Here is an 18,864-nt window from a genome sequence, read left to right on the forward strand (position 1 = left end):
ACTATGAGTAAATTATTTAGAACTCCTGCGGTGGACTGGCCTTTTAAGTTTGCGCAAAAGCTAGAGCGTTCAAAAGATGAGCGTTTGCAGAAATTTTATAGTGAGCCACTTCCGGCTCCAGATACACCACTTTCTGAAGTGACCTTTTTAGCAGTGGACTTTGAAACCACAGGCTTAAACCCTGTTAAAGATGGCATCATTACCATTGGGTTAGTCCCGTTTACGCTCAATCGTATTTATCTACGACAGGCAAGACACTGGACACTTAGGCCTAAACAAAAACTAGAAGAAGAATCAGTCGTCATCCATGGCATTACTCACAATGACATTATTGATGCTCCAGATTTAAATGAAGTGCTTGAAGATATTTTGGGGGCAATGGCAGGCCACATTCCAGTTGTTCATTACCGTCGAATTGAGCGTGATTTCTTGGACAACGCGTTAAAAGTAAGGCTAGGCGAAGGCATTGAGTTTCCAGTATTAGATACACTAGAAATAGAATCTCAAATTCAGCATAAATTGGCCGGTGGCTTGTGGAATAAACTCAAAGGCAAGAAGCCGGCATCAGTAAGACTTGGGCAAAGTCGTCGTCGATACCACTTACCGGACTACACGCCACACCACGCACTAGTGGATGCCATTGCAACCGCAGAGCTACTCCAAGCGCAGATTGCTCATCACTACAGCGATGACATGCCTTTAAAGGATTTCTGGCTGTAGTGGCTGCTACATGGCGAATCGGTGGCAGAAGAGCAATATAGAGTTAGATATATGAAAAAAGAGGTGCATCATGCTCCTCTTTCTCTATTCATTGTTATTTGTCTGTCGAAAGCAAAGACTGATAATAATGGCGTTTCTGTTTATACATATCCTCATCGGCGACAGCGAACAGATTATCGAGATCGGTAGATTCGCTGCACGAAGACCCGATAGAAAATCGAACCGGAATAGAGATACCAGCTTTAGCTTCAATAACTTGTCCTTCTTGGTCCGCATACAGACACTGCACCAATGAACCTGCACTTTGAAGTTCTTGACCGTGACCGCTTAAAGTGAGGATCCCAAACTCGTCTCCTCCTAAACGGTACAAATTACTCATACTATCCAGTCGCTTACGAATAACTTCCACACTACACTGTATCAACTGATCTCCGACCTCATGCCCGTAGACGTCATTCGTATTTTTCAATCCGTTGATATCAATAATAAATAAAGACAGTGTATCTCGGTTGTTGACGACACACCGCTTACTAAACTCAAAATCTTCGTTAAACGCTTTTCGGTTATAGCAGCCTGTCTGCATGTTAACTCGAGTGATGTTTTCTAGCTCTATCCAACCGGCTAACTGTTTTTGGTACAAATCGAAAATTAATACGTCTTCTTCGCTCAGACGATCAAACTCTTTAGAAACAAAGTAGCCAATAGTGGCGCCTTTAGAATCCACCAATACTTTAGAATCCAAGAGCACTTTAGAACCCAACAGCGCTTTAGAATCCAATAGCGCTTTGCTGCTCTCGGGCTTATCACTAAAACTGAACTGCATACAACAGTTAGGCAATATCGATACAAGTTGTACATTAACCAGCTCTGGAATTAGGCGATATTCAATACTTTTTCTCATCGAAGCAAACTGAACAATCTTGAGAATTCGATGCTTATGTGATTCTTCACGGGCTAATGAATACGCTAGGCTGCTGGTTTTCTCTTCTACCGTTTTCTCTAACTGTATATTGAAATTTTCTAGCTTGTTATTACTCTCGGCAATCTGATAGTTAGCAGAAATTAACTGCTCATTTCGTACCGTTAATTCACTGAGTTGATGCTGTATTCGAGCCCACATTTTTCCTAATAAACTGCTGAGAGTGAAGAATTCCGTAAAACGATGCTCTTCTAGTTTATGATTAGGCAACTTATTACTCGAATATGACCCAACCGACTCTGTTAGCAAGTTCAACTGTTGTGAGAACAAACGACTTAAAAGCAGAGCACACACAATAGCAATGGCTAATGTTGCGAATAGAATTTTGACAAACACCGCCTCTGATTGCTGCATTTCTAACAATCGAGCACTGTCAGAAACATTATGTTTTATCGAGAGCCTTAAAGGTGCTGAAAACAAGTCGTTGCCTATTGAAACGAGCTTCGTTTCAGACGCAGTGTTCTCTGCATTAGTGCGTTCTAAACCAGAGTGAGGAACGTGATTAAACTCGACCGACTCATTCTCATATAGGAAGGGGGTGACTTTGGACTCCAACCGGTCGTAACCCATCAGTACAACCAAATAACCTTGCGGTGTATAACTAGAACCTTCAATAAGCCGATAAGGCAAAATGGGAGCAACAAACGCAATGCCTGCACTGGCATCATCCACTAACTCAGGTTCAGTAAATTCAGTGTGAAACAGCTTTCCTTGCTTATAGGTTAAAAGCGGCTGCTTCAAATCTTCGAGTAACTGACTTTTCTCAAAGTGATACAAACTGCCCTTGCTGTCATAAATAGGTTTCCAGTAACGATCCAGTATGTACGTGGCTGACACGCTATCAGCCAACGAATTAAAACTATCCATCTTGTCCCAGACTACGCTCGAGAAAAAGATATTCCCTCCCGCCTTAATCAAAGAGCGATCCTGCGAATACCATTGTGTAAGGCTTGCGATGAGATTAACTTTGTCAAATACCGTTTGCTCAATACCGATAGTCGAATTGGCCAACTTGATTTCTTTTTGCTCTAGAGAGCTTTGGCTTTGTTGATTCAATATAAGCTGTCCAGCGACATAAACAGGAAGCAATGAACAAGCAAGTAGTACTAACCCCATGGTGTACTTTAGAGAAAGTTTCAATTGCCGGACCTCATCGTCGCCGAGTAATAGAGCACGAATTCATCATAGAACTTATGCAACTCTCCCTTTGGCATACCTGACTTGAATCGCTCATATGCCCTTGCAGACGCTTCCCATACAATCGCCATTCGGTAATCACTCGACATCATTTGCGACGACTGAAACTCATCGTACATATTGGAAAAGGTGTGATTCCCCTCTTTTACTCGACGTTGATTCACTTCGTAAAATGGAGAGATCATTGCATTTGAGTGAGCTAAGTAGGTGAAGCGATTCGATTGTAAGTATTCAACCACCTCCTTCAATGCCTCTCTTTTCTCTGGATTTTCCATACCTTTTTTGGTGATAGCGAACACTTTCGCGCCACTAAAAGAGGACATAGATCTTCCTTGATACGTCGGCAATGAATTCACGTGTAAAGCCTCACCAAAAGCCGAATCAAGTTCACTAAACGCCCAATCTCCATCAATTAGAAACTCAACTTCACCATTAATAAATTGCTGCCTAGCGCATACTTCATCACAAGATCGTTCAATAGTATTTGTCTTTTCAAGCATCTCGATAAACTCAAAAACCGAGACCAAACCTTTGCCATTGACATTCTGCGCTGAAAGCAAATTTTTTGAAAATAGCTGATAAAATGCCAAATAGAAGTACATATTTGGATTAGGGAAAAGAAGGCTTACCTGCTTCGTATCTGCAGAACGTTGGATTAACGACTCCCAAGTAATGACTTGAGATTGTGGTTTATTTGAATACAACACTATCTGATTACCAATACCAACAGGCAGCGCTTTAAGCTCACCGTCGATAAGCACTGCATCAAGCGCTTTCTTCTCATAGCGTGAGGTATTAACCCAATTTTCAGGGAGGGTAGCAAGATCGATATATTCACTTAACCCTAGGAAATCGGAAGGCACCCAAATAGCATCTGGGAAGATATTATCCCTAGGATCTGCAACAAGAAGCTCTGAACGAATACTGTTGACGTTGAATGGGCGAATTTCAACGTAATGCTCGGTCATCGACTCAATATGTTCTTTGACATAGTCGGCGGTTTCATAGTTGATACCCGCCCATATTTCGAGTGTAGAGGCACAAGTAAACATCGGAAAAAACGCCGGCAAGATACTCAGTAGTCTCACACATCACTCCAATAGGTAAAAAAACATCAGGGTCAAACTTAATTATTCGAACACAAACCAACCTCATCATTACGCGATCACTTGCTAGTTGTTATTTTTTGGCGATACGTTATATAGCAAAAAACCATGAAGAAATAGGACAACGTGACAACATATCATACCCTTAAGTATTGCCTAGGCAAAAAAAATACCGCAAAAGCGGCATTCATCTCATTTGGTGCTATTGAATTAGTTGACCAATGTTGGCCCAACTAATCGCATTTCCCAATCTTCAACCTCACCCGTTTCCAAACGTCGTTCAACAAGCTTTCCCCAGGATTCAACTAACGGCAAATCAGCTAATTGGCTTAACTCTCTTTTGTCGAGACAACCAGTGAAGACCGCTCCCATGATTCGAGCTAGAGACCAGTCAGGATAAGGTCTTTCGCACAAAATAATCTCGTCACCAGCTCCAATATTCCCGTGTTCCAATACTCGAAAGTACCAACCAGTACGAAGAGTATCTTGCAGTCTTCTTGCCATATCATTTTGCTCGAATCTTACGTTCAACTTCCAACAAGGCATACGTCCCTGTGAGACTTCCAACACTGTTGAACCAATGCGAATCTTATCTTTCAAACAAATTGACGCTTCAGTTATACCACTTGAGCTGAGGTTCTCGCCAAATGCGCCTGCAGCTTGGAAAATCGATTTGTCGCCTAGCTCGCGTTGCCAAGCTAGGTAGTGTTCACTTGGATAAATATGAAGGGCTTTTTGAATACCACCATGGAAACGAGGATCGCCTTGCTCGTCATTTGTAAAGCCAAGCTCTGTGGCATGTTGACGACTAGGCACAACTTGTTTGTTAATGGCACTTTTTGATCCGTGTGCAAAGTCCACAGTCTTGCCTGTTAATACACTATTCACTACGCCTAACTTTTTCATATCCCTTCCCTTTTAACCGTAACTTGTCTGCTGAACTTTATCGCTTGATCTATCGTTTGATTAACGTTGCCGCTTGCTTAAACATGCCGTTTTCTTTGGATATTCCAACTTGATATCGCATACATTTTCTTTCGCGGCTTCATTCACGTTTCCCAACATGATAGCCTAGTGAACCTGTGTCAGGGTAGGGATGTAAGGACAGTTAACAATGCTAACCCGCCAAATTGATTCTCAATCCGATGTCATGAGTTCAAATGAAATGATGGCTACCAGTTTCCATTCACCTGCATTGGTGAAGACCATCGACATGCCCAAAGGGTATATTGACAAAACGCATCAGCACACATGGCATCAAGTTATCTTTCCCATCAAAGGGCTGTTGCAAACCAAAACCGAACACTACCAACACCTTGTGCCACACACCTCAGCCTTGTTTGTTCCTGCCAGTATCCCACATGAATCTATCGCACTTAGTCATACGACGTTTGTCGGCATTTATATCAATCCTGATTTTGGCACGACCTATGATCCTCAAGTGCGAACCATTACGCTCACGCCGTTCTTAAATGAACTGTTACAAGAGCTCCGAAGGCAGTGTGAAGGACACAAAAGTGATGAGGAAGTATCACGTTTGCTCGCGGTTTTACATGACCAAATCATGAAAGGTAATGTACAGACCTTTCAACTATTATTACCCGAAGACAGACGCTTAAAACTAATATTTGAAGCGCTTACAGATATTCCAGCATTAGATTGGTCGCTCAGTGAATGGGGGAAGAAAGTAGGCGCATCAGAGCGCACGTTATCGCGGTTATTCTCAAAAGAATTCAATACGTCGTTTCAATTATGGCGACAGCAAATACGACTGATTTACTCGCTGTCTTTATTGGATGAAGAACTCTCAATTCAAAATATTGCCGACAAAGTGGGTTATCAGAACGACTCTTCATACATCAAAGCTTTCAAGGCCTATTTTGATGTTACCCCACAGCAGTTTCGTGTTAATGGTCAACGGAGAGTGTAAGTGCTAATGGTGAGATACGAGCAGTGATGGGGCTTAATAAAACAAGTGAAGTGTTACTTTCTACTTTGTAATAACTTGTCGTACAAGAGCCTAGTTAGAAGCTAAGAAGGCAGGCTTACCGCTTCAAAGAAATAGAAAAAGAGGAGCATCAAGCTCCTCTTTCGAATTGTGAATATTGAAGTTCGCTTACTAAGCGTATTTTTCTTCAAACTCTTTCATAAAGCTCACCAATGCTTGAACACCTTCTAGTGTCATTGCGTTGTATAACGAAGCTCTCATACCGCCAACAGCGCGGTGACCTTTAAGTGATTTAAGGCCTGCAGCGTCAGCTAGCTCAAGGAACTTGCTATCCAGTTCTGGTTTCGCCAATTGAAATGGCACATTCATTCTTGAGCGGTTTGCTGTGTGAACATCGTTTCTGTAGAAAGCAGAATCATCAATCGCGTTGTAAAGTAGCGCCGCTTTTTCTTGATTGACGCGCTCCATTGCTTCAACACCACCTTCAGCTTTCAGCCATTTAAATACAAGGCCCGATAAGTACCAAGCATACGTTGGTGGCGTGTTAAACATTGAGTCTTTTTCAGCAAGCACTTTGTAGTTAAGAATACTCGGTAGCACATCGTTTGCAAGATCGAGTAGATCATCACGAACGATAGCAATGCAGATACCCGCAGGACCAATATTCTTTTGAGCGCCCGCGTAGATAACGCCGTACTGAGAAACATCGATTTGACGAGACAATATATTTGATGACATGTCGGCAACGATTGGTTTATCAGTTTGCGGTAGCTCGCTGATCTCAATGCCATCTATAGTTTCATTTGGGCAGAAGTGCACGTAAGCTGCTTTCGGATCGATTTTCCAATCTTTAGCTGGTACAACCGCCGCTTTACCATCAATTGATGTTTTCGCGTTGAATACATCGATTTCACAGTACTTACTTGCTTCTGTCACTGCGCTTTCTGCCCAGTAACCCGCATCAATATAAGTCGCAGTCTTTGCGTCACCCAGAAGGTTTAGAGGCACAGCAGCGAATTGAGCACGAGCGCCCCCCTGACAAAAAAGAACTTTGTAGTTGTCTGGGATATTCAAAAGATCACGTAGGTCTTGCTCAGATTCGTCGGCAACTTTAATAAACTCTTTGCTTCGATGGCTGATTTCCATAACGGAAGTACCCAAACCATTCCAATCAATGAAATCAGCTTGTGCTTGTTTCATTACTGGTTTAGGCAGTGCCGCTGGACCAGCACTAAAGTTAAAGACGTTATCTAATGTAAGTTCCATGGGGGTAATTGCTCCTGCTAAATAATAACTAAGCAAGTAATACCATGTTTTCCCCAACATAAAAACCACAAAAGAGGTCTTAAGACCTCTTTTGTTTCGTACCGTACAAAATGTTTAACTTAACTCGTTAAAACACCCTACCAGTATTCAGGCCTGTTCTTTTTATTGAACAAAAACCGGCATAAGTAGCGCAATTAATGGAATTTCTTGTCCATTTTCAAACACTAGATTTCCGTTTGCTATGTCAGCGCTGATTTCATAACCACTTTCTGTTTGCTTGATCATCTCCATTACGATCAATTCATCTATACCTTCACGGATGAATGGGCACTCCTCGACAAGTCCATTTGAGAAACTCGAGTGAATATTACCCGTTAATGCAGGAACAATCATAGAAGGATTACTACTGATGTTTTCAGTTCCTTCGGGTACGCTCAGCAACCATTTAGAGTCAAATTCACCCTGACCTAGCTGTAGAGACATATTATTCATTGAAAGGTCAAACCCTTTAGCAAACAGGATATCGATGAATGGAATGATCTCTGCAACATCATCTTGAGTCAGAACCGGATTTGATTGGTATATTTCAAAGATCTTCTCAAACGATTCACTGTCCAGTTTCGCCATTTCGAAATCGACGTTTAAGTTATTCACTTGACCTTCGTTGGTCTCGATATTGGCGATATCCAACTTGAGATTACTGCGCAGACGTTTAGTCGCTTCATCAAGGTGAGATTCAAAATCGTACTTTGAATTTTCGATAGTCATGAATGGCTGCATAGCCGAATCCGCAACTAGGAAGCTATCGATAGTAAGATTCTGTGAGCCTAACCAATAGCCTTTTGCTTGCTGGCCAGAACCAACACCCGTCAGGTTCGACAGTGTCACTTCTTCACCGGTTTCAAAATCAATTTGTACAGAAGGAACCGTAAGCTTGTAATCGACTTGCCCTAATACAGTGGCATGGCCAGACAGGTTCGATTTCGTGATAGAGACTGAGGTACCATTATCATCAGAACCTTGATAATTAAACTGACTCAACTCGAAATTAAAATCAGTGTTGCCGTTTAACTCGGTGCTGGTAGTAAGAGTCAGAGGAAGAATATCTGCATTTTCAAATGTCGACAGCGCACCTAGGCTGACTAGACCATGGCTAACCGCGCTGTTGATAACAAACTCACTCGGAATCCCATCAAGCGCGAGTTGCTCTTTGAGATTTTCATCCGTCACCGTTAAACGTGTTTTAACATTAGAAGATAAATAACCTCTATCGTATTCCACGATCTCAGCTTGAATGCTTGAATTGTTAAGCTTTGCAACGCCATCAGTAATCGCGTTTTGTCCAATTTGCCCAACCGCTAGTGGCCAACAAAGTGCCAATGAGATTGCTCCGCCGATTGCGCCAATTTTTCTTAACTGTTCCATGAGTTCTCTTTCTACACGTGTCTGTTTTTTTTAGTCTAACCCATCAGTAGCAAACAAGAAACATTGAGTTAAATCAGTCTATTGCTCGATACTTCGATTGCCTCAATAAATTAACGGTTAGCTCTCATCCTTATTCGTCGGTTCTTGCTAGGCTAGAAGCGTCGCTACTATTAAGGTTGAGCTGTGAATCAATACGCTGTTATCTGTTTGGACAATAATCCGGTTAGCATTGAAAGAATACATTTGGAGCTGGCTCCGTTGGCTTCTGTATTCGATATTTATACTGCCGAGAACATAGAAGACGCACATCACGCATTAGAAGATATCCATGATCACAACCAAACCGTTGCCTTGGTGATCACTCATCATCATTCTGAATTTAATGGCGTGCAATTTCTTATTGAACTTGAACAGCTGCCCCATAGTAATACCGCAAGAACGATATTAGTCAGCGCCTCGTCAGACATTCAATCCATTCTAACCGCTGTCAATGAAGGTCGACTCAATCACTGTCTAACCAAACCGGTTCAAGATCAGGTTCTATTCAAATCAGCGCAAAAAGAGCTGACTTCTTTTGTTATCCAATACGACTCAGAAAACCTGCTCTCTTACAGTGATGCATTGGATCAACAGCGCTTACTCAGAGCGCACATTGAACAAAAGATTCACTCTTTCCAATCGGGGTTCATTCACGACTACCACCAGCTTTCTGATAATGCTCTAGCTGAGCGCGTAGTTAGTGCCCTGCAAGATGTCTTCTCTAAAGACGATAAAACCAAAGCAATTCGTGATTATTCACCAGAGCATTTACTGACGGTTGAGGGCGAAGACAATCGCTTTCTGTGGTTGCTCATTGAGGGTGAAGCTGCACTCTACAAGAAAGATGAATTAGGGCAACAGCGAGAAGTAGTACGTCACTCCAAAGGGAACATTGTCGGTGGGATGTCCTTCGTGACTGGTGAGCCTTCGTTTTCTACCGCGATAACTCTGACTCAAACACGAGTGATTAAGCTTGATAAAGACAGTTTTGCTCAGGTTATGCACTCAAACAGCACTCTGTTACCGCTGTTTACTAATTTATTGCTTCGTCACTTTAACCGACGCTTGCAAAGAAGCATCACCAATAAGATTAAGCTCCAACAAACGCTCGAATCTTTGGAATCCGCACATCAACAGCTAATAGAAAAAGAGAAGATGGCGATGTTGGGTCAACTCGTCGCGGGCGTCGCTCATGAGTTAAACAACCCTATCGCAGCAATATTGAGAAGTATTGAAACCTTATCTGAACATCTCGATCAGATACTCGAAAACTCGTCTCTCCCAGAGTCAAACAAAGGGACCGAAGTATTAGCGCATTCGAAGTTGGCCAAGCCACTATCGACGGCTCAAGAAAGACAGCTAGTAAAACATTTGACCTCAACGATCGATGATCGAGCGCTAGCCAAAAAAGCAGTCAGGCTTAACCTATGCCAAGATTCTACGGTTCTAGAGACCTTGAAAGACTCCCCTGTCGCAGGTAAAGAGCTGCTCAATGATTTAGAGCATTATCACTATGTTGGAAACTCGATTCGCTCAATTCAAGTGTGCAGCAAACGCATTGCCGACATGGTCAAAAGCCTAAAAAGCTACGCCCGAGAAGATGAAGAGGTTCGCCACTACGCGGACATTCACGAAGGGCTAGAAGATACGCTAGTTATTTTTGAAAACAGGCTTAAATTTCACGAGCTAGAAAAACACTACGATACCAACCTCCCCCCTTTATTGTGTCAGTCACTCGCACTGCAACAGGTGTGGACGAACCTTATCTCCAATGCGCTCGACGCACTTTCAGAAAGAGGAAAAGTCTCGATCACAACGTCTCAGCAAAAAAAAGGGGATGACTCTTTTTTGGTTGTGCAAATATCCGACACTGGCCACGGTATCGACAAAGAACATATCAATACGATTTTCGACCCAAATTTTACGACCAAAAAAGAAGGCAACTTTGGTTTAGGAATTGGATTATCCATCTCTCAACAAATTGTTTCGACTCATCAAGGATTTATTTTGGTGGAGTCTGAGGTAGGAAGCCATACTGACATGCAGGTTTGGCTTCCATTCAAACAAGAAGGAGCACCTCATGAATAAGTACCTAATTTTATGTGTCGATGATGAACCGGAAGTTCTCAACAGTGTGCTTCAAGACTTGGCGGTATTTGAAGAAAACTTTATCGTTGAAGGTGCAGAATCGGTCGATGAAGCCAAACAAGTAATCAAAGAGATGGGCCAAGATGGTATTAAGCTCGCTTTAATTTTATGTGACCACATCATGCCGGACAAAACAGGGATCGATTTCCTTATTGAACTCAACCAACACGACTTCACTAAACCGACACGTAAACTGCTACTCACAGGGCAAGCAGGGTTAGAAGATACCGTGACGGCAATTAATAACGCTGCACTCGATTTCTATATATCTAAACCTTGGCAGGGTGATCAACTCCGAGACACGATTACTCAACAGTTGACTGACTATGTCATTGCTAACGACAAGCAATTGCTAAACTGGACTTCCATTTTGGATACCGAGCGCATACTGACCGCCATGGCAGACAAACGAACAAGTTTTGGCGAATAGCTCCCAGCCCCATACGGGTGGTAATGACGATTAGAAGCAAGTGGTCAGACTAAACTTTTCTGATAGCTATTAAAGCAAGGGATAGCCGTTCAAGCTGAGCGAACAAAGATTAAATTAGGTCAAATAGAGATTTAATCTCGGCGAGTCGCATTTTAGCTTGCACAGCATAGCACTGAGATTTTATTTATTAACGCTTACATTTTGATGAATTGTATCTAAAACATGAGATCTCAGTTGCAGAGTAACCCTTGATTTGGTCATTTTTTAGTTAATTGACAAATGAATGGCATTTTTATGGATTACTTTTCCGTGAGTTAGATTAAACTGTCTCAATGTTTATGGTTTGCCTGATTTATCTCAAACCAAAGGAATTAACACAAATAAAGGTTTACTGTCGTTATGCGCAAAATTCTACTTACTACCGCTATGCTACTGGCATCTAGCCAAGCACTAGCTGTTGATGAACAACCACAAGTAATGAGCAACTTTAACTACGATTACTTTGAAGCACGTATCGGTGCTAGCCCAGTAACGTTTGGTGGCGCGTTCAGTAAGTCAATTCACCCGAATGCTCACGCTATCGCACGTATCGATTCAGAATTTGAAGGCGATTACGATTCAGCTGTAGGTCTTGGTTTCCACGCACCATTAAACAACTGGGCAGATCTAACAGGTGAAATGCTAGCGCGCATCGTTCAACCTGAGAACTCTAGTTCGACGGATATAGGTATGGAAATAAACGTTGGTGTTCGCCAATGGCTTGGTCCACAACTAGAAGTGGGTGGTAAAGGTGGTTACGTTTCAATCGATGACAATGATGATTGGACTGGTTCTGTTTACGCACGTTTCCACTCTACAGAGCTATTTTCTCTAGGTGCAGAAGCTCGTATCAACGACTTCTACGGTGATCAGCTAATGTTCACAGCTCGTTTCAAGTACTAATACTTGAAGAGATTGCTCTCAATGGGCACTTAGCTTTCCAATAATCAAGGCTAAGACAGAAACAAAAAAACCGAGGATATTCCTCGGTTTTTATTTATTAACAATAATCTTAAGCATATAGGAACAACTTCTTTAGTGGCAGCTCTTTAATAATTGCTGCTTGCGTGGTTCTTGTAACAGTTTCCAATGGATACCATCAATTGCACCCGCAAATTTCCAAAGTAGTTTTAGGTCAACATCATTGCCGTACGCTTTGCGCACCTTACTAAACACTTCAGGTGCGCCTAGCTGCATAAACATTGAAACATCATCCACACCCGCCTTCTTAACCATGCGCTCTAGTGTAAGTTGCATGTTCGGAAGATCTCTCAATCGACGGCTAGCTGATGATTTTTTGAAGCTACGTTGCTGAATTGAATTATCGATTGAAGTACGAATAATGCTATCCAAATCAGGGTGTTCACATGTAAACAAGTCAGTAATATCGTAATAGTTTACGGTTGCTGTCGTCTGTTTTTTTACATGACGATACTTTTCACAATCAAGATCTGCCAGTTTTTTATCTAATGACTTTCCACCTCTAATAAATAAACAACCTTCGCTCAACAAAGCGAACATGGCGTCATTTTGAAAGAGGCCCATACCTCCGAACATAGAACGTTTTTGATGCTTACCAAATTGATTCATGTAATTAATAAATGCTGTCTCGGTCATATCCGTTGATCCTTAATCAAATTACCCCGATTAGGTTGATCACCAGACAAGCAGCTTTTTATGCGAAAAATTTTTAATCTATTTTTTATTGTTTAGGTGAATATTATGTTTCGTCTCTCACCTTTAAAATAAATGATACTTCGAAAAGAAAAATAAGTCTGGACTTAGTTCACATCAATTAATTGTCTATTCCAGTATTTCATGATTGACTTCACAGTAAACTATCAAATTTGAGTAGAATACTGACATTTGGTGATACATCGGTTCAAACTTTCGGAGCTTATGTGGCCCGATCAGTATTGCCTCTCAGCATCGTGGCTTGTAAAATAGTACGACATACCTGCTGTTGTTTTTTATATGAATCATTTATCGTTTTTCTGGCTACCACAAAATAAAGCTCTTCTATTAAAGGGCCTAGAATCAGAGTTTGCCCAATTAGTTGGTCATTCTATCTCAGCGGGAAAAATAACACTTCCTCCTATACCTAACGTTGTACTCAAAATTCAGAAACTTTGTACCCTCGATTCAACCGGGATTGCCGAAGTTGCCGAGTGCTTACTTGAGGACCCGGGCCTCACGGCCGTTGTGATTCGCGTTGCTAACTCTGTCGTCTTTAACAGACGCAACATTACTTGCGTCGATATTGTGACAGCGGTTTCTCGCCTCGGTATATTGAGAGTACGCGACATTGTTACAGCTCAAGCAATTGAGCAACTCAAGCATTCAGTAAACCTTAGCAACGAATGTAACCAACTTTTGGTCCAGAGTGCTTCTGTGTCCAAAGAGCTTGGCGCGACCATGGTTCTCGTGACCAATGGATTCAAAGAGCTTTCCCCTATTGAATATCGCTATCTTGAACATGAAAAATCATTGCTTGTTGGGTTATTAGCAGACATAGGTTTGTTCTGTTTAGTCAGCGAATATCACCTCTATCTCGAAAACGGTAACTACCTCAACCACGATATCGCCCTGCAAATCTTCCAAGGTCAGTGTTCGGCGACAAGTAAGCTAGTTTTACGACGTTGGGGTTTCGATAGCGACTTTATTGATGTGTGTAGCAACACCATCAATATACAAGAAGAGCGTGAAGTGTCTTACCTGGATATCGCTAGAATTGCTAACCACCTATTGATGTTCAGAAACAAGGACGAGAACATCGACGAGCACGAAGTTGAACTGAATGTGACTGGTGCAGAGGTGCTTTATAAATTAAGCAACTTGAGTAAACATGATTTTAATGCAAAGCTAAACGACGTTATAAACACTAGCGGCTTCTAGGCAACCGTTAAAAGCTAAGTATATGTAATATGAAGTAAATGCAATGGGGAAAGCATGTTTACAGGGATGATCTTTATATTTGCACCACTCGTCGTGGGGTATCTTTTTTCTATTTCAAATATTCAAACGCTAGAGTTTATCAACCGCTCTACCTCGCGTTTAATTTACGTGATCTTGGCGCTTATGGGCCTAAGCTTAGCCGCGCTTGATAACCTAGGTAGCAACCTGCAGACAATCCTTCTTTATACTGTCACTTTCTTTGTTTGCTTGGGTGCTTGTAACCTAATGGCACTGCCTGCTATTGATAAATTACTGCCACTTCAAACTGACAGCAGCAAAAAGAAGCTCCCTCTGTCCTCTATGGCGATGGAATCGGCCAAGCTAATCTTAGTGGTGGGCTCTGGCCTTATCGCTGGCTTGGTGTTGCCTATCGGCCTGGATTGGGTCGATACCGCCAGTGAATGGATTTTGTTTGTACTTCTGTTCTTCATCGGCATCCAACTTCGTAATAGCGGACTAACGCTTCGGCAAATCTTGCTCAACAAGCACGGCATGGTTATCGCGGTAACAATCGTAATCACCTCATTGGTAGGTGGCGTTATCGCGGCTTATCTTCTTGATATACCTCTGTTCAAAGCTTTGGCGATGTCTTCAGGTTTTGGTTGGTACTCATTGGCCGGTATTTTGATGGGTGACGCCTTTGGTCCAGTCTATGGGGGGGCGTCCTTCATGCTTGAGCTGCTAAGAGAACTGGTTGCCTTGGTATTGATTCCAGTTCTGATTCGTAGCTATCCATGCACCTCGATTGGTTATGCGGGGGCAACGGCGATGGACTTCACCTTACCTGTGATTCAAACCACAGGAGGCGTTCGATGCGTTCCTATCGCGATTGTCAGTGGCTTTATTTTAAGCTTGCTTGTCCCGATTTTGATGTTGTTCTTTGTATCTCTTGCTAACTAGATCGCAGGAATAGTAATTGTTTTAGATTAGAATGCATCTCGAATTGAAATGCCCAAGATACCGATACAGTTACCGAAATAAAAAGACACGAAGTGTCATTGCTCAACAAATAATGATCACGGTACTCTGTAACGACAAAGTTATAAAAAGAATAAACTTACAAAAGGAACCACTATGAAACGCCTTTGCGTCGCATTACTGCTAGCTTCAACTTCTACTTTCTCTTTTGCAGCAGATTCTATGTCTGAAACAAATCAGTGCCAAGCAACAAAATATGATGCGTACATCGACGCTTCTTTGAATTGGTATGCCGACCTTGCTGCTTTAACGTCTGAACAGTACCCAGAGTTAACAGAAGTCAGTGAGTGGTTCCTAGAAGGTCGTAAACACCACTTTGAACTTAATCGTGCCGCGGTCAATTACTACCTAGTTAACGACTCAAGTAAAGTCGCTACTGAGCAGCCAGTTGAAGGTTGGTTGCAATTAGAACAACACGACATTAAGACACTTTCAACGCGTAATGATGAGCTTGGCCAAATCGCAAAAACAACGTTCGATGACCGCCAATCAACGCCTCACGCTCAAAACTACGAACTACGTTCAGCGTTTGCAGAATTGCTTAGTCACCCTAAGCAGATCGACACAGCACTGCAGCGCTACAACCAGTCAATTGCTAAACTTGAAGCGATTAAATGTAAATAACCCCTCATTTAATATGCTTTTTTGAGAAGTTGGATTTCATAATTAAGACGGGACATTGTTCCCGTTTTCGTTTAGATTGTCCCGCTCGCGTCAATATAAAAAAAAATAACTCGCTTGCTATGGTTACGGAACAAAAAACAGCAGATGTTAGCTTCGACAGTCTTTTACGTATCTTCACGGTACCTGAAGGCCCAGATTCAACACTCACTCAAATTGAAGACAAACTTTCACGAAACCTGAATCAATTCTTACGTGAACACATTGTGGCTGAAGAAAAGCCGCTGCGTGAAATTGAGAAAGATTTTTCAAATGCTCATATCCCTGAGCAGCCTGAATTTGTTTCTGAACATACTGAGCATCTACTCGATTCTCTCGTGTCTCATTCGGTACATACGTCGTCGCCAAGTTTTATTGGCCACATGACTTCTGCCCTGCCGTATTTCTTGATGCCGCTTTCTAAGATAATGATTGCCCTCAATCAGAATCTAGTAAAAATCGAGACCTCAAAAGCTTTTACTCCCCTAGAACGTCAAGTTCTGGGCATGCTACATCGCTTGATTTATCAAGATAGTGATCAGTTTTACTCTCGTTGGATGCACAGCGCAAACCACTCTCTAGGTGCGTTTTGTTCTGGAGGTACCATCGCGAACATTACTGCGCTTTGGGTTGCACGTAACAATGCACTGAAAGCACAAGGTTCGTTCAAAGGTGTCGAGAAAGAAGGCTTATTCAAAGCCATGAAGCACTACGACTATGAAGGCCTTGCCATCTTAGTCTCTGAACGTGGTCACTACTCTCTTAAAAAAGCCGCTGATGTACTCGGTATCGGTCAAGAAGGCCTAGTGTCTGTTAAAACCGACAACAACAACCGAATTTGCACAGACGATCTAAGACTGAAAATAGAACAACTCAAGCAGAACAAGATAAAACCTTTCGCTGTTATTGGCGTAGCGGGTACAACAGAAACCGGTAATATCGATCCGTTAAGAGACATTGCCGAGGTATGTGCTGAATCTGATTGCCACTTCCATGTGGATGCTGCTTGGGGCGGCGCGACTTTAATGTCGAATAATTATCGCCACCTGCTTGATGGCATTGAGCTGGCGGATTCAGTTACGATTGATGCACATAAACAGCTTTATATCCCTATGGGTGCGGGTATGGTTCTGTTTAAAAAACCAGACGCAATGACTGCTATTGAACATCATGCTCAATATATTTTGCGTAAAGGATCTAAAGATCTCGGCAGCCATACGTTAGAAGGCTCTCGCTCAGGCATGGCCATGCTGGTTTATGCTTCGATGCACATCATCAGTCGTCCAGGTTATGAGCTACTGATCGACCAGAGTATTAACAAAGCGCGCTACTTTGCCGACCTGATCAAGCAACAAAACGATTTTGAATTGGTATCAGAGCCTGAACTTTGCCTACTGACTTACCGCTATGTGCCTGAATCAGTTAAAGCCGCCCTACTTAAAGCCGATGCAAAAGAACGTATTGAACTGAATGAGTTACTGAACGAGCTCACTAAGTTCATTCAGAAAAAACAACGTGAAACAGGTCGATCTTTTGTTTCAAGAACTCGTTTGAACCCTGAAGTTTGGGCGCATCAACCAATCATCGTTTTCCGTGTTGTGTTAGCGAACCCACTAACAGGCAACGACATTCTTTCTTCGGTACTTGAAGAACAGCGCGAAATATCGACACTAGCCCCTAACTTGATGGGTAAAATCACCAAGTTGGTTACGCAAATCAACACATAGCCATTCAATTTTAGTTGCATCAAATTGAAAATTTCTTTCTTTTTGATGTAACTAAGCTGTCAGTTCGTACTCAATTTGCACTCTTTTTACTCAAAATCTCTTCCAGTTCTGTAGTTTTCTAAAATTTTGTTGAGGTTTGTCATATTCTTAAGCATTCATGCCGTGTTTTTGTATTAGTAAATAGTATGTTGGGTTTATACTGACTATATGGTGCTAGTTAGCTTGATATCTATTTGAAGCAGCGGTATTTACATGCAAAAAAATATTTTGAGTCATGTTTTACTGATATTTGTTTCAGCCATACCCCCTGGTAAAAAGATATTAACTAGCAAGTTGTTCTCTATACCCTTGTGAACACTATGAATACATTAGAAAAAATACAAAAAAACCTGGAAAATTTCAGCAAGTCTGAGCGTAAGGTAGCCGAAGTAATTATGGCTTCCCCTCAAACTGCAATTCATTCTAGCATTGCTACCTTAGCTAAAATGGCTGACGTGAGTGAGCCAACAGTTAACCGCTTCTGTCGTCGTTTAGACACAAAAGGCTTTCCTGACTTTAAACTTCACCTAGCTCAAAGCTTGGCGAACGGTACACCTTACGTGAACCGTAACGTTGAAGAAGATGATGGCCCAGATGCTTATACACACAAGATTTTCGAATCGACTATGGCTTGTTTAGACGTTGCTAAAAACAGTCTCGACGCGATGCAGGTAAACCGTGCGGTTGACTTGCTGACTCAAGCAAAACGCATTTCGTTCTTCGGACTGGGTGCCTCTTCTGCTGTAGCCAAAGATGCTCAAAACAAGTTCATCCGTTTTAATATTCCGATCACATGTTTCGAAGACATCGTGATGCAACGAATGAGCTGCATTAACTGCAGTGATAACGACGTTATTGTTCTTATCTCTCATACAGGCCGAACTAAAAGCCAAGTTGAGATCGCGAACTTAGCGCGTGAAAACGGTGCGACAGTTATTGCTATCACAGCAAAAGATTCTCCACTAGATAAAGCGAGTTCACTGTCTATCTCATTGGATGTACCGGAAGACACAGACGTTTACATGCCAATGGCAAGCCGTGTCGTTCAAATGACGGTTATCGATGTGCTAGCAACAGGCTTTACGCTTCGTCGTGGCTCTGGTTTCAGAGAGAACCTAAAACGCGTTAAAGAGTCACTTCGTGATTCACGTTACGAGAAGTACTCTCAGTTCTAACCTGCTAAGACATGAACAGAAAGCACATGACTT

Annotated in this window: 16 protein-coding genes; 10 read left to right on the forward strand and 6 right to left on the reverse strand. The window is 42.1% G+C overall.

The window, feature by feature from the left end; all coding sequences use genetic code 11:
* The first annotated feature begins 3 nt into the window (after positions 1–3).
* On the forward strand, positions 4–720 hold the full coding sequence (locus tag OCW38_RS08840; RefSeq protein WP_010441437.1) for a 3'-5' exonuclease: 717 nt from the start codon (positions 4–6) through the stop codon (positions 718–720).
* 94 nt (positions 721–814) lie between these two features.
* Here OCW38_RS08840 and OCW38_RS08845 read toward each other — a convergent pair whose 3' ends face one another.
* The 3 genes from OCW38_RS08845 to OCW38_RS08855 all read right to left on the reverse strand — a co-directional run bounded on the left by OCW38_RS08845 (position 815) and on the right by OCW38_RS08855 (position 4,908).
* On the reverse strand, positions 815–2,815 hold the full coding sequence (locus OCW38_RS08845) for a GGDEF domain-containing protein (RefSeq protein WP_261895660.1): 2,001 nt from the start codon (positions 2,813–2,815) through the stop codon (positions 815–817).
* Between the two features lie 20 nt (positions 2,816–2,835).
* Positions 2,836–3,984: a sugar ABC transporter substrate-binding protein gene (locus OCW38_RS08850; protein ID WP_016767240.1), complete on the reverse strand. Its 1,149-nt coding sequence runs from the start codon at positions 3,982–3,984 to the stop codon at positions 2,836–2,838.
* Positions 3,985–4,212: 228 nt separating this feature from the next.
* Complete coding sequence (locus tag OCW38_RS08855; protein WP_261893748.1) at positions 4,213–4,908, reverse strand: MOSC domain-containing protein; 696 nt, start codon at positions 4,906–4,908, stop codon at positions 4,213–4,215.
* Between the two features lie 208 nt (positions 4,909–5,116).
* Here OCW38_RS08855 and OCW38_RS08860 point away from each other — a divergent pair, with 208 nt between their 5' ends.
* Entirely contained in the window at positions 5,117–5,932 is an 816-nt protein-coding gene (locus OCW38_RS08860; protein WP_261893751.1) for an AraC family transcriptional regulator, read from the forward strand.
* 189 nt (positions 5,933–6,121) lie between these two features.
* Here OCW38_RS08860 and serC read toward each other — a convergent pair whose 3' ends face one another.
* Both serC and OCW38_RS08870 read right to left on the reverse strand, forming a co-directional pair.
* On the reverse strand, positions 6,122–7,216 hold the full coding sequence (serC, locus tag OCW38_RS08865) for a 3-phosphoserine/phosphohydroxythreonine transaminase (RefSeq protein ID WP_010441446.1): 1,095 nt from the start codon (positions 7,214–7,216) through the stop codon (positions 6,122–6,124).
* 162 nt (positions 7,217–7,378) lie between these two features.
* Positions 7,379–8,641, reverse strand: a complete 1,263-nt coding sequence (locus tag OCW38_RS08870; RefSeq protein WP_261893753.1) for a YdgA family protein — start codon at positions 8,639–8,641, stop codon at positions 7,379–7,381.
* 183 nt (positions 8,642–8,824) lie between these two features.
* Here OCW38_RS08870 and OCW38_RS08875 point away from each other — a divergent pair, with 183 nt between their 5' ends.
* The 3 genes from OCW38_RS08875 (at position 8,825) to OCW38_RS08885 (ending at position 12,200) form a co-directional block, all read left to right on the forward strand.
* On the forward strand, positions 8,825–10,768 hold the full coding sequence (locus OCW38_RS08875; protein ID WP_032554551.1) for an ATP-binding protein: 1,944 nt from the start codon (positions 8,825–8,827) through the stop codon (positions 10,766–10,768).
* Positions 10,761–11,258: a response regulator gene (locus tag OCW38_RS08880; protein ID WP_010441451.1), complete on the forward strand. Its 498-nt coding sequence runs from the start codon at positions 10,761–10,763 to the stop codon at positions 11,256–11,258. Before OCW38_RS08875 ends, OCW38_RS08880 begins: the two co-directional genes overlap by 8 nt.
* A gap of 399 nt (positions 11,259–11,657) precedes the next feature.
* Positions 11,658–12,200: a hypothetical protein gene (locus tag OCW38_RS08885; protein ID WP_004734692.1), complete on the forward strand. Its 543-nt coding sequence runs from the start codon at positions 11,658–11,660 to the stop codon at positions 12,198–12,200.
* A gap of 132 nt (positions 12,201–12,332) precedes the next feature.
* On the opposite strand, the gene OCW38_RS08890 is transcribed toward OCW38_RS08885, so the two are convergent.
* Positions 12,333–12,914: a TfoX/Sxy family DNA transformation protein gene (locus tag OCW38_RS08890; RefSeq protein ID WP_016788025.1), complete on the reverse strand. Its 582-nt coding sequence runs from the start codon at positions 12,912–12,914 to the stop codon at positions 12,333–12,335.
* A gap of 357 nt (positions 12,915–13,271) precedes the next feature.
* On the opposite strand from OCW38_RS08890, the gene OCW38_RS08895 reads away from it, so the two are divergent.
* The 5 genes from OCW38_RS08895 to OCW38_RS08915 all read left to right on the forward strand — a co-directional run bounded on the left by OCW38_RS08895 (position 13,272) and on the right by OCW38_RS08915 (position 18,831).
* Positions 13,272–14,192: an HDOD domain-containing protein gene (locus tag OCW38_RS08895; RefSeq protein ID WP_010441455.1), complete on the forward strand. Its 921-nt coding sequence runs from the start codon at positions 13,272–13,274 to the stop codon at positions 14,190–14,192.
* Positions 14,193–14,246: 54 nt separating this feature from the next.
* A complete protein-coding gene (locus OCW38_RS08900; protein ID WP_010441460.1) occupies positions 14,247–15,152 on the forward strand; it encodes a lysine exporter LysO family protein in 906 nt (301 codons plus the stop codon).
* A 174-nt stretch (positions 15,153–15,326) separates the two neighbouring features.
* Entirely contained in the window at positions 15,327–15,854 is a 528-nt protein-coding gene (locus OCW38_RS08905; protein WP_010441462.1) for a hypothetical protein, read from the forward strand.
* Positions 15,855–15,973: 119 nt separating this feature from the next.
* Positions 15,974–17,617: a pyridoxal-dependent aspartate 1-decarboxylase PanP gene (gene panP / locus OCW38_RS08910; RefSeq protein WP_010441464.1), complete on the forward strand. Its 1,644-nt coding sequence runs from the start codon at positions 15,974–15,976 to the stop codon at positions 17,615–17,617.
* Between the two features lie 359 nt (positions 17,618–17,976).
* A complete protein-coding gene (locus OCW38_RS08915; protein ID WP_004734686.1) occupies positions 17,977–18,831 on the forward strand; it encodes a MurR/RpiR family transcriptional regulator in 855 nt (284 codons plus the stop codon).
* Positions 18,832–18,864 lie beyond the last annotated feature (33 nt).

The sequence above is a fragment of the Vibrio cyclitrophicus genome (genome assembly GCF_024347435.1).
Taxonomy (GTDB): Bacteria; Pseudomonadota; Gammaproteobacteria; order Enterobacterales; family Vibrionaceae; genus Vibrio; species Vibrio cyclitrophicus.